Annotated in this window: 18 protein-coding genes; 11 read left to right on the top strand and 7 right to left on the bottom strand. The window is 41.0% G+C overall.

Features of this window, described 5'->3' with window-relative positions:
- Nucleotides 1-37 precede the first annotated feature (37 nt).
- Nucleotides 38-196, top strand: coding sequence for a hypothetical protein (locus AQPE_RS11375; protein WP_318351180.1), 159 nt, complete (start codon nt 38-40; stop codon nt 194-196).
- Between the two features lie 83 nt (nt 197-279).
- Here AQPE_RS11375 and AQPE_RS11370 read toward each other — a convergent pair whose 3' ends face one another.
- From AQPE_RS11370 to AQPE_RS11340, 7 genes are all read right to left on the bottom strand, one after another.
- Nucleotides 280-1,062, bottom strand: a complete 783-nt coding sequence (locus AQPE_RS11370) for a DUF2202 domain-containing protein (protein WP_318351179.1) — start codon at nt 1,060-1,062, stop codon at nt 280-282.
- A 71-nt stretch (nt 1,063-1,133) separates the two neighbouring features.
- Entirely contained in the window at nt 1,134-1,457 is a 324-nt protein-coding gene (locus AQPE_RS11365) for a hypothetical protein (RefSeq protein WP_318351178.1), read from the bottom strand.
- A gap of 72 nt (nt 1,458-1,529) precedes the next feature.
- Entirely contained in the window at nt 1,530-1,997 is a 468-nt protein-coding gene (locus AQPE_RS11360) for a hypothetical protein (RefSeq protein WP_318351177.1), read from the bottom strand.
- A gap of 22 nt (nt 1,998-2,019) precedes the next feature.
- Complete coding sequence (locus AQPE_RS11355) at nt 2,020-2,553, bottom strand: Spy/CpxP family protein refolding chaperone (protein WP_318351176.1); 534 nt, start codon at nt 2,551-2,553, stop codon at nt 2,020-2,022.
- Complete coding sequence (locus AQPE_RS11350) at nt 2,550-2,975, bottom strand: anti-sigma factor family protein (protein WP_318351175.1); 426 nt, start codon at nt 2,973-2,975, stop codon at nt 2,550-2,552. Before AQPE_RS11350 ends, AQPE_RS11355 begins: the two co-directional genes overlap by 4 nt.
- Before the next feature lie 46 nt (nt 2,976-3,021).
- Complete coding sequence (locus AQPE_RS11345; RefSeq protein WP_318351174.1) at nt 3,022-3,603, bottom strand: RNA polymerase sigma factor; 582 nt, start codon at nt 3,601-3,603, stop codon at nt 3,022-3,024.
- Between the two features lie 72 nt (nt 3,604-3,675).
- Nucleotides 3,676-4,371: a Crp/Fnr family transcriptional regulator gene (locus AQPE_RS11340; RefSeq protein ID WP_318351173.1), complete on the bottom strand. Its 696-nt coding sequence runs from the start codon at nt 4,369-4,371 to the stop codon at nt 3,676-3,678.
- A 158-nt stretch (nt 4,372-4,529) separates the two neighbouring features.
- On the opposite strand from AQPE_RS11340, the gene AQPE_RS11335 reads away from it, so the two are divergent.
- The 10 genes from AQPE_RS11335 to AQPE_RS11290 all read left to right on the top strand — a co-directional run bounded on the left by AQPE_RS11335 (nt 4,530) and on the right by AQPE_RS11290 (nt 11,657).
- Entirely contained in the window at nt 4,530-4,886 is a 357-nt protein-coding gene (locus AQPE_RS11335) for a thioredoxin family protein (RefSeq protein WP_318351172.1), read from the top strand.
- 45 nt (nt 4,887-4,931) lie between these two features.
- Complete coding sequence (gene trxA, locus AQPE_RS11330) at nt 4,932-5,351, top strand: thioredoxin (protein WP_318351171.1); 420 nt, start codon at nt 4,932-4,934, stop codon at nt 5,349-5,351.
- Nucleotides 5,352-5,499: 148 nt separating this feature from the next.
- Entirely contained in the window at nt 5,500-7,776 is a 2,277-nt protein-coding gene (locus AQPE_RS11325) for an FAD-dependent oxidoreductase (protein ID WP_318351170.1), read from the top strand.
- Nucleotides 7,777-7,798: 22 nt separating this feature from the next.
- Nucleotides 7,799-8,122: a hypothetical protein gene (locus AQPE_RS11320; RefSeq protein WP_318351169.1), complete on the top strand. Its 324-nt coding sequence runs from the start codon at nt 7,799-7,801 to the stop codon at nt 8,120-8,122.
- Nucleotides 8,123-8,148: 26 nt separating this feature from the next.
- Nucleotides 8,149-8,460, top strand: a complete 312-nt coding sequence (locus tag AQPE_RS11315; protein ID WP_318351168.1) for a rhodanese-like domain-containing protein — start codon at nt 8,149-8,151, stop codon at nt 8,458-8,460.
- Nucleotides 8,461-8,473: 13 nt separating this feature from the next.
- Nucleotides 8,474-9,640: an NAD(P)/FAD-dependent oxidoreductase gene (locus AQPE_RS11310; protein ID WP_318351167.1), complete on the top strand. Its 1,167-nt coding sequence runs from the start codon at nt 8,474-8,476 to the stop codon at nt 9,638-9,640.
- 17 nt (nt 9,641-9,657) lie between these two features.
- The gene (locus AQPE_RS11305) at nt 9,658-10,158 is read left to right on the top strand and encodes a 4Fe-4S binding protein (protein ID WP_318351166.1); all 501 of its coding nucleotides are present in this window, start codon (nt 9,658-9,660) and stop codon (nt 10,156-10,158) included.
- 10 nt (nt 10,159-10,168) lie between these two features.
- Entirely contained in the window at nt 10,169-10,468 is a 300-nt protein-coding gene (trxA, locus tag AQPE_RS11300; RefSeq protein WP_318351165.1) for a thioredoxin, read from the top strand.
- A gap of 19 nt (nt 10,469-10,487) precedes the next feature.
- Entirely contained in the window at nt 10,488-10,688 is a 201-nt protein-coding gene (locus AQPE_RS11295; RefSeq protein WP_318351164.1) for a YgaP family membrane protein, read from the top strand.
- Between the two features lie 309 nt (nt 10,689-10,997).
- Complete coding sequence (locus tag AQPE_RS11290; protein ID WP_318351163.1) at nt 10,998-11,657, top strand: DUF2461 domain-containing protein; 660 nt, start codon at nt 10,998-11,000, stop codon at nt 11,655-11,657.
- The last annotated feature ends 155 nt before the right edge of the window (nt 11,658-11,812 follow it).

The raw sequence follows: 11,812 nt of genomic DNA, 5'->3' as shown, positions 1-11,812 counted from the left end.
ATAATCTGATTTTATAAACACTCAAAATATTAAAAAGATGGCTAAAAATATTGTACGTGGTTATTACGACGAATCGTATCCACCACTACCCACCAAATCAACCAAATTCTTACGGGGCTGCCTGATTTGGCAAGCCTGCCGCTTCATTGTTTTGAATCTGAAGATCATGCGTATTATTGTTGGCGGGCACTCCTGAAAAATGGCGATTCTTTAATCAAATAAAAAACCGACTTATGAAGCATAAGCCGGTTTTTATTTGATTAAGCTACTAAGAAATCTCTAATTGTTGCAAGTACCTGTGCCCCTATTTCCTTGTCCTTTTTGACCGTTTCCGTTACCATTTCCCTGACCGTTTCCCTGTCCATTCATGCGGTATTGTTTCCCTTTTTCCATTGGAGAATTTACAATCAGATCATAATCAGTTTGACTAATATAGGTTGGAGTATACACAATTCCCAGGTTTGTCAACTGTAGATTAAATGCTCTGAGATGGTTGCGCGAACCTTTGAGTAAATTTTCGAACACCAGGGTAACATTCTCATTGGTGGTAGTTGTAAGAACTTCATCAAGATCTTTAATGTCCATTTCTTCGATCAAAGCTCCGGTTTTATAGGCCTCTTCAACCGATACGCTGGCTTTTGCAACCAACTCGTCATACAAAGCTTGAACCACCGGGTCGGCAAATACACCAACCTCGCCTATTGAGGTATCGGTTACGCCGTAGCTTGTCATAAGCAGAACGATGGCATTCAGGTGATTGCTTTCTGCTGCCGAAATGTTCGAGAAAACAACACTTCCCCATTTTTGAGCCAGGACTGAATAAACATCGCGAGCCAATTTTTCCTCCTCCTTCATTTTTAAGATCGAAGCTAATTCACTATCGGTTAAGTCTGAAGTTGTAATCAATGCCGATTTCAGATTAGCTTCAATAACCGATGTTGTTCCATCGGTCGAAACTGCCAAAACACTTGCATACTGCGCATTTCCCATATTATCTTTCTGGCACGAACTTGCCACGAATAACGAGGCAACCATAAAGCTGCCAATCACTAAATTTTTCATACTTGCTTCCATTTTTCTGGTTTTTTGTTAATTGAAGATTGGTTATTTATATTCTGCAATTCAGAAAATATTTACTTTTTTGTGCGGGCTTCGTAAGTGTCGCAAACGCCATTATTGTTGGCATCAACAAAGTTTTTGCCTTTACCTTTGCCCTGTCCTTGTCCGTTGCCAGTACAAGTTCCTGTTCCATTTCCCTTTTTACCTGTTGCATTTGGTGTGCGATTCTCATAGGTATCACAAATACCATTGTTGTTGGCATCGACAAATGCAGCACATTTGGTAGTTCCGTTACACGTTCCATTACCATTCCCCTTTTTACCAACCGGATTTTGGGCGCTTGCTAAAGCTGCTACTACCACAAGAGCTAATCCTGCTAAAAAAATCTTTGCTTTCATAATTGTTGTTTTTAATTGTTAAACATTTAGTGTTTCAAAAAATTGAATTATTTCGGTAATCGTATTTTCATTCTACATCCGGCATTTATTCCCATTTCCACGGCCACCACCTGAACCACTTCCCCTGCCAGAACCTTTACCGGCACCTTGCCTTTGCCCCTGTGGATTCGGATTGCCCCCGTTACTTTGAAACTGAATGTATTGCCTTTGCTGATCGGCGCTCAACACAGTCTTTATCGTATTTCCATGATTCTCAATTTGCTTGTCTATTTGTTTTTTGATCTCTTCCCTTTGGGCTTTTCCCGATGCTGAATGTTGCCTTTCCCGAAGGTCATTCATGACTTTTTGATTTTGAGTTTCCATGGCAACAATCCGATCTTTTTGGTACTCACTTAATCCTGAAATTGAATTAACACAGGTCTCCTGAGGAGAATTATTCCGGTTTTTTCCATCCGGATTATTATTTGAAACTGCAGCTCCGGCAGTTACGATTAGGGCAAGGAATGTCCCTGCAACCCGATTTATTCGACTTATTTTCATAATTAAACCATTCAAAAATTACTTATTGGTTACGCCATCGACCTCCCTGATTTCCCGGCCTGGGAAGGTTTACCTGGTTATCTTTGTTGAGCATCGACTGAAATATTTCATGCAGTTTTGCTTGCTGTTCAGCGGTACATATCTTTTTCATATTCAGGTAAAATGTGGTTGTTACCTGTTTGAGTTCGCGATGATTATTTCCTACCTCAATAGCTATTTGGTCGAGGCGTGTACTATCCGGATTTTGAGTTCCCAGTTCTGTGATCATATCCTCGCGCAATTGAGCTAAATTCATTTCGATGCTTCTGGCTGTTCGGTTAAAAGTCCGGTTAATGTCGCGGAACTGATCGAGCTGTTCCGCAGTCAGGTTCAGTTGATCCCTGAAAAATCGGGTGCGCTGTTCCCCCGGAATTGCCATCTGTTCTCCCTGTTTTGTTCCTTCGTTTTTCGTTTCCGTCAATCGGTGATAATAGAAAGAACCGATGGTCGAAAGATTGGTAGCAACCAGGATAATGATGATCCAGATTAGCGTTCTGTTTTTATTCGTCAGGCTCATAATTCGTCGAGTAAAAATGATTCAAGAGGTTCCGCATCAAAGTCATTTAGCATTTGAATACTGCTTGTCGCATGTTGCTCTGATTTAAGGGATGAGGCATTGCTGCCCAATTTTAATCCGCCATAAATTCCGGCAACAAGCAGAACCGAAAAGAAGGCAGGCTGCACCAATCGAACCCACTGATTTTGCACCCGAGATTCCTCCTTTTCTTCAAGCCGGGCATTTAATCGGGTATAAAAGAACGGCGACACCTCCGGATTTTTCTCCTTTTCAATAACCTGCATACCATCCTGTAAAAAAGCTAAAAAGCTCCGGCAGTCGGCACATTCCTCCAGATGCTTTTCAACGGCTGTCCTTTTTTCAACCGACAATTCGTTGTCAATGTAAAAAATCAGATCATTATGGATGCACTCGTTTTTCATTTTGTTGCTTTTAATGTATGACACCATTTGTTTTAAAAACTTGCAATCAGACGCACTTTCTTTTGTAACAATCTAAAAGTTGCTCCTGAAGGTTTTTCTTTGCCCGGTGAATCAACGACTCTACCGAAGCTAAAGAGATTTCCATGATCTCAGCAATTTGCTGATAGGGCAGTTCTTCGTATTTATTCAGGGTAAATGCGATACGTTGTTTCTCTGGCAGCCGATCAATGGCCCGGTGTAACAAGTCCGATCGCTGTTGGTCTGCCATGTTCTGATCAGGCTGATCGGCACGGTTCTCGGATATTTCACTGGATCGGTTTCTCCCTCCGGTAAAAGTCTCTTCGATGGATTGAAAAAAGCGCTTTCGTTTATTATTCCTGATCAGATTGAGCGACCGGTTGGTGGCAATCCGGTACAACCACGTTGAGAGTTTAGAATCTCCCCTAAATTTTTCAGCCGTTCGGAAGATTTCCAGAAATACATCCTGCGCCAGATCTTCGGCATCAGCCTGGTTATGGACAATACCCAGACAAGTATTCACAACCATTCGCTGGTAGGTTTCCACCAGAATTTGAAATGATTTGTGATCGCCTTGTTGAATACCTTTAATGAGTTGGGCTTCGTCCATTCGTATTTGTCAAATGTGAATTTGATTTATTTGACACCACAAGTTCGGAAAACTTGCACCAAGAATCACAATTTAACCTTTTTTACTGATTTCGACCAATTCTTTGTGATTGACAACTACGATATCTTTCTCATGCAATTCAATTAAACCATCTTTTTCGAAGCTTTTCAGGAGCTTGACGGCGCTCTCGGTTGAAATACCAGCAAAGTCGGCCATATCTTTTCTTGAAAGGAGTTGAAATATTTCCGGACTCTCTGTCTTCAAGCCATCAATATAAAGCAGCGTTTCCGCAATTCTTCCGTTCATCTGTTTATACATCGATGATCGCAGCGTATCAAAAAGATTGGCATTCTGCTCGCAATACCGCTTGATCATACTGAACCCAAATTGTCCGTTTTGCTTTATTACTGAGATAATAGCCTCCTTTTCGACCAAAAAGACCTGGCAATCAGTCAATGCAACTGAAGAATAATTAAATGTATTTTTTGTGAAAACGGCTGAAAGGCCAACAAATTCACCAGGCTTTATAATTCTTAGGTTGAAATTTTTTGAGGTGTCGCCCTCGATGTATTGCTTTGCCAGTCCATTGATTACAAACAAAGCATACGAAGCAAATGCTCCCTGTTTAGTCAAATTATCACCCTTACGGAACAATACCTGAGTTTTGCTTGCCCTAACCAATTCAGCCTCTTCCTGAGAAAGCATTTGAAAACAAGGCGCTTGTATGTCACATATAAATTCCTGATCGGTTTCGAGAATGGGTTTCATAATCCAGTACAAATTACAAATATCTGTAAAGTTAGAATTATATCAATTAAAAAGTTGTCGCAGTTCAATTCAGGAGTCGATGCGCTTCAGCCTTAAAATCTTTATTTGCCCCTATCGGTGATGTAATTTTGTATCGTAACAATTTCAAGATAGCAGCCATGTTATACACAAACTTAAATCACATCGAAAGCGCTGAAGAATACGCAAGAATCCTCAACGAAAATGAAAATGTCACTATCATCTGCGGACGGATGGGGCCATTGTGTATTCCGGTTTACCGTATTGCTGAAGAATTGGAGCAAAAATACAGTCATGTAAAGATTTATGATATGGAATATGACAATCCTGAATCGTACTTTTTTCATGCTTTGCCTGAAGTGCAGAATCTGATGGAAATTCCATTTACCATTTATTACAAAAATGGCGAAGTCGTAAAAGCTACTGCAGGTTTACAAACCAAAAATCAAATCATTGCAATTCTCGATAAAGAATTCGCAGCACCCGTTAACGCATAAAATATCATAACAAATACAAGAAGTAAAAATTTAAATCAAAATAAAATGCAAACAACATTTATCGTAATCGGAGTAATCATAGTCGCAGTATTTGTTTTTCGTTACATCGCGATGGCGCAAATGAAAAACACGCCATTGGTAGCCGACCATGCCAAAGTATTAACGCTTACCGAACAGAATTTTCAACAGCAAACAAAGGGTAAAGTGGTGTTGATCGATTTCTGGGCCAGTTGGTGCGCACCCTGCCGCATGATGGCGCCTGTTTTAAACGAAGTTGCCACCGAACTGAAAGGGAACTCACATGTTGGTAAGGTTGATATTCAGCAATACCAGTCGCTGGCCAATAAATTCAAGGTAAGAAACATCCCAACCATGATCTTGCTAAAAAATGGAGCAGAGGTCAACCGTTTTGTAGGAATTAAATCGAAAGAATTTTTACTGAAAGAAATTGCAAAAGTGGGATAAACGATTGATGTTTACCCCTAAATCCCGTAAAGGGGACTTTCGTCCATCTATAAACTTTTCAGATGCTCGAAGCATAAGTCCCTTCAGGGGTTTGGGGTAAAAAATCAGATAATAAATTAAAATTCATAAAAATAAAACAGATAAAAACATGGAAAAGATAATCATTATAGGGGGAGTTGCAGCCGGAGCAACTGCGGCAGCTAAAGTGCGCCGCATTTCTCCGACAGCACAAATTACAATGCTCGAAGCCGGACCAGACATTTCGTTCGCCAATTGCGGATTGCCATATTACATTGGAGGCGACATCAAAAGCCGTTCGAAACTGATTCTACAGAGCCCTGAAAGTTTCAAAGAACAATACGACGTTGAAGTGCACGTAAATACAGCGGTATCGTCAATCGACAAGAAATCGCATCAGGTGAAAACCACTAACAGCCAAACAGGTGAGCAAAAAACATTTGAATACACCAAATTAATTTTGGCGCAAGGTGGCCGGCCAATAAAACCAACCATTTCCGGAGCCGATCAGAATCATGTTTTTACGCTGTGGACACTTGAAGACATGGATAAGATTTCGAACTATCTGGAAGAAAAGAAGCCTAAAAACGCGGTTGTTGTTGGGGGTGGTTTTATTGGTCTCGAAATGGTAGAAGCTCTGGTTAAAAGAGGGTTGAAGGTGAATGTGGTGGAAATGATGCCTCATGTAATGGGCATTATGGAAGCTGAAACTGCCGGATTTATTGAAACTGAAATGCTTTCGTACGGAGTTGGAATTCATACAAATGCCGGTGTTACTGAAATCGGTTCACGCTCGGTGAAACTCGATAATGGAAAAGTGCTTGATTCCGATATGGTTTTGCTCTCGATTGGAGTTCGTCCTACCCTGCAACTGGCAAAAGACGCTGATCTCGAAATCGGTGATGCTGGTGGTTTGCTCGTCAATTCGCAATTGCAAACTTCCGATCCCGATATTTTTGCTGCAGGCGACATGGTCGAAATCGAACATCGTGTGAACGGTAAAAAAGTACGTATTCCATTGGCCGGACCAGCAAACCGTCAGGGACGAATTGCCGCTGAAAATGCGTTAGGCGGAAGTCACCCGTACAAAGGTGCAATCGGAACTTCGGTGGTTCGCGTTTTCGAGGCAGTTGCCGGAATAACCGGATTCTCGCTAAAACAAGCCCGTGCTGCAGGATTGGATGCTGATTCAGTGGTCGTTCACAAAGAACATCATACCTCGTATTATCCAGGTGCCGAAACCGTAACTGCTATGTTGATATACGACCGAAACACAGGAATTATTCTAGGTGGACAAACTGCAGGTTACAAAGGCGCCGACAAACGCCTGGACGTAATTGCAACTGCGGCAGCGGCAAAGCTGACAATTAGCGATTTGGCCGATATTGACTTTGCCTACTCGCCACCAATCGGAACAGCAAACGATGCAATCAACATGGCTGCCTATACCGCCGAAAACCGGATTTTAGGATTCAGTCCATCTGTAACTGTTTCTGAACTTGACTCATTCACTGAAGGTAAAAACCCGGTATTTGTTGATGTTCGCGATGTTTTCGCTTTCGAGAAAAGCCATATAAAAGGCGCTGTTCATATTCCGTTGGAATTGTTGGCAGAGCAAATTGAAAATATCCCGGTTGGACACTCTGTAATTGTTTACGACGAAACTGGTAAAAAAGGACATCAGGCACTTCGGACTTTGTTAGGCGCTGGATTCACAGATGTTACCAACATTTCAGGCGGACACACTTCGCTACAGCGACAAGCTCGTACTATTGGATTTAAAAATCTCGAAATAAATCTTCTCTCTGTTGAAGTGAAATCATTGGAAGAAGAAGCATCGAAAGTGGAAGAAAAACCAGTTGAAAAAGCAAAAGATATAAATTCTCCGATAGTGGTTGATGTTCGCACTCCTGAAGAATTCGAGGACGGAGCTTATCCAGGTGCAATCAACATTCCGCTGGATGAATTGATGGTTCGGTTTGAAGAATTGGGCGATAACGCGGCACGCGAAATTGTTGTGTACTGCGCTTCAGGAGCACGTTCGGCCTATGCGCAACGCATGTTGATGCAGGTTGGCTATGTACATGTAACAAATGGTGGCGGACTTGCAGCAATGATGGCTCATCGAAATGCCAAGCCTTCTACTGCAGATACTTCAAACGAACCAATCGTGGTTGATGTTCGCACACCACAAGAATTTGCAGGTGGTGCATATCCTGGAGCAATCAATATTCCGTTGGATGAATTGCAAGCTCGAATCAGCGAATTAGGAAGTAAATCACGCGAAATTACCCTCTACTGCGCTTCAGGAGCACGCTCTGCTTATGGGCAACGGGTTTTACAACAATTCGGTTTTACGAAAGTAAAAAACGGCGGTGGAATTATGCAAATGATGAGACAGAGATAATCGCACGAATAAATCTAAACCTATGCAAAACGTTTTTTCTTATGCCGATTTTAGTCAAAAAATGGAAGGGCACGATCGTGTAGCCTTACTGATTCACAACCCTGAAAACGAATTTTCAAGATGTGCATTCAGGAGTATCACCGAAGCCTTGCACTTAAGCCAAACCATTTCGGTTTTTATTGCTGATGTGAGCCAGGTACGCGATATTCATTCGGTTTATCGTATTGAAAATGAACCATCGTTGTTACTTTTTGTGAAAGGAGAACTGGTTAACGTGGTAGAAGGTTGCCACGAAAGCGACTACTTCAAAGCGATGATGGATCATGGTTTGTCCGGTAAAAATTAATAAACACACCATATAAATAAACAACTATGTTTGAATCAATTAAGAAATTTTTAGGTGTAAAAACAATCGATTATGCCCAGTTAGTGAAAGATGGAGCAATCATTTTAGATGTTCGCACCAAAGGTGAATATGGATCGGGGCACATCAGGGGATCTGTCAATATTCCGGTTGAGCAACTGCATAAAAATATGAGCAAGTTAAAAGACAAAAAACGCCCCATCATTACGTGCTGTGAATCAGGAATGAGAAGCGCTTCAGCAAAGGGAATTTTGACTTCAAATGGTTTTAGCAATGTCCACAATGGTGGCCGGTGGATGAGCCTGAATAATAAAATCTGATAAATCTATTCGGATGAAGAAAGTATTAATTCTTGGTGGCGGTTTTGCCGGAGTACAAACTGCTATTGAATTGCAAAAAAGCAATCAATTTGAAGTGACCTTAGTTTCTGACCGGGATTATCTGTACATCTATCCGATTTCCATTTGGGTTCCGGTACGCAATGCCGAGTTCAACGATGTGAAAGTACCGCTGGCAGATATCCGGAGAAAATATCCATTTGAATTGGTCATTGATAAGGTTAAAGAGATTCATTCTGCCGATCATCAGGTGGTGTGCGAAAACCAGACACTGAAATACGATTATTTGGTTGTTGCTTTTGGCGCCGACAAAATGAAGCACAAAGGAATTGAAAACACCTTGTCTATTTGTGGCAAACCAGAAGTTTCACTGGCCATTCGCGACGAAATTGATGCGTTAATTCAGAAAGGAAGCGGAAAAATTGCAGTTGGCTTTGGAGGAAATCCGAAAGATAAATCGGCAGTTCGTGGAGGACCTGGATTTGAATTGATGTTTAACATTCACAATCTCCTGAAAAAGAAAAGCATCAGACAAAACTTTGAATTGACATTCTTTGCCCCGATGGAAGAACCTGGCGCCAGAATGGGTAAAGGTGCGCTACCCATGCTCAATAAATTGTTCGACAGGTACCAGGTTGGTAAACGTTTTGGTAAAAAGATTACCGGATTCGAACCCGGATCGGTTGTATTTGAAGACGAATCGAAGCTTGAAGCCGACCTGATATTGTTCATTCCGGCTTCGGCAGGGCACAGCGTATTACAAGCCAGCGATTTGCCATTAACCGAGGCTGGTTTTATCCAGATCGATAATTTTTGTCAGGTTCGCGGATTGCCCGATGTGTATGCAATTGGTGATATCGCCGCCATTGAAGGGCCTGAATGGATTGCAAAACAAGGACACATTGCTGAATTTATGGGTCGGAATGCTGCTCACAACATCATCGAATCGGAAAAAGGAACAAGCAACAAAAAAGGTTATCAGGAACATCTGAATATCTTGTGTGTGATGGATACTGGCGATGGGGCTGCCTTTGTTTTCAGAAACAGCCAAAAATCGTTTTTAATCCCGATGCCTGTTGTTGGCCACTGGATGAAAAAGGGTTGGGGAACCTATTCGAAATTAACCAAGGTAGGCAAATTTCCACGTTTGCCCGGAATGTAAAACTTCAGAATAAGAAAATGAGAAAGGTTTTAAAAAAATTGGTTCGCAACAGGATGGTCATCCTGACGATATTGGGAGTTTCGCTGTATCTGGGCATTTCGCAATTTCACATTTCGTTGTGGTACATTTTATTCTACGGCATTTTTCTGGGAGTGATATTCGGAAAAGTATTTTGCCGGTGGGTTTGCCCCATGGGTCTCATCATGGAAATGATGATGAGTATGGGCGGCGAAGACAGCAAAATCAAGCAGATGTATCAGTATCATAAAATCGGTTGTCCGATTGCCTGGATCTCTGGGCTACTCAACAAATATTCAATTTTCAGGATTAAACTGAATGAAGATACCTGCAAGAATTGTGGAATCTGCGACAAAAAATGCTACATCGTAGCCATGGAACCGGCCAAATACAGCTTGTACAAACCTGCAATGATAAAACCCGGAAGCAGTTACACTTGCTCCAAATGTTTGCAGTGTGTAGCATCATGCCCAAACGGAAGTTTAACGTATAAAGTCTAATTTTTCAATTATGAAAGCAAACTTTGATTCAATCATAAGCGATACAAAACCGGTTATCATCGACTTTCATGCACTGTGGTGTGGCCCATGCAAAGTGCAGTCGCCCATTTTAAAAGAGGTTGCAAATGAACTTGGCGAACGGGTACGTGTTATAAAGATTGATGTAGATCAAAATCAGGACATTGCGGCACGTTACCAAATACAGAGCGTCCCTACCCTCATGATTTTCAAAAACGGTGAGATCAAATACAAACAGCCCGGGGTTCATACCAAACAACAATTAATGAATGTATTGACAACTATTTTTTAATCACACTAAAAAAACAAAAATGAAAAATAACATGGGTACCATTGACAAAGTGATCAGGATACTGGTTGCAGTTGTTTTTGCAGTTTTATTCTTCACCAATGTAATTACCGGCACTTTAGGAATTATCCTTCTGGTTCTGGCCGTAGTGTTTGTGTTAACAAGCCTGATCAGTTTTTGCCCCCTATATTGGCCTTTTGGGATTAATACTGGCAAAAAATAGCAGAAATTGCATCACTACTTCATTACCAAAGAGCAACAGCTGTTGACTTTAATAACCCAGATTGATACAAAATTGGTAATTAAGCCATAGTCGCATTGTCGTAACTTTTGTAGTGTCGTCATTGCGAATAAAGTGAAGCAATCTGTTGATTGTTAGATAGCTTCATTCCTAGCAATGACGATCCTTAATAATACGTCTTCTTAATCTAAACGAAATCGATTTGTATTTTCAGAAATGTGAATGCAAACGATCTGCGTTAATCAGGAAATTTATATTTTAGGCTTGAATGAATGTTTAAAATCTAATCATATGCAGGAAGTATTGAATTTCCTTTCGGAACTGAAAGTAAACAACAACAAGGAATGGTTTGACCAAAACCGCAAAAGATATGAAGAGAGCCGCAAAAAAGTTCTTTTTCTTACCGAACTGATTATTCACGAAATAAACAAATTCGATCCTGAAATAGGCAACCAGAATCCCAAAGACTGTGTCTTTCGAATTTTCAGGGATGTGCGCTTTTCACCCGATAAAACGCCTTACAAAATCAATATGGGAAGTTTTATTGCCAAAGGAGGCCGGAAAAGTGTTGGGGCAGGTTATTACCTGCATATCGAACCCGGAGGTTCATTTGTTGGAGGTGGCGCTTACTGTCCACCTGCCGATTCGCTAAAGGCTTTACGAACTGAGATTTTTGATCATCCGGAAGAGTTTAAAAATCTTATAAACAGCAATTCATTTCGTACAATGTACCCTGAAATGTACGACGATAAGTTGAAAACTGCTCCCAAAGGTTTTCCGAAGGATTTTCCTGAAATTGATTTGCTCAAATACAAATCGTATGCCTTCACTTCACGAATTTCGGATTCAGATGTTAGCGGCGATGCTTTTGTGGGTAAAATAATAGCTGCATTTAAAGAATTATCGCCTGTAAACCGGTTCCTAAACACGGCCATCGAGAAGTGGTTGTAAATCTTATTTTCTCAAAACTGGTCGTTTCATATGCAAACATCGACCATTCGCGTAAAATTTTGAACATTACTCAAAATAATTTTAAAAATAGGGTTACAAAAAACTTTGTTTAAGGATTAACAGTAGTGAATAGTTATATTCATCCATCCACCAAA

This window comes from Aquipluma nitroreducens (assembly GCF_009689585.1).
Classification (GTDB): Bacteria; Bacteroidota; Bacteroidia; order Bacteroidales; family Prolixibacteraceae; genus Aquipluma; species Aquipluma nitroreducens.
Note: the sequence above shows the minus strand (reverse complement) of the source record. Positions and strands in the feature narration are given on the sequence as shown.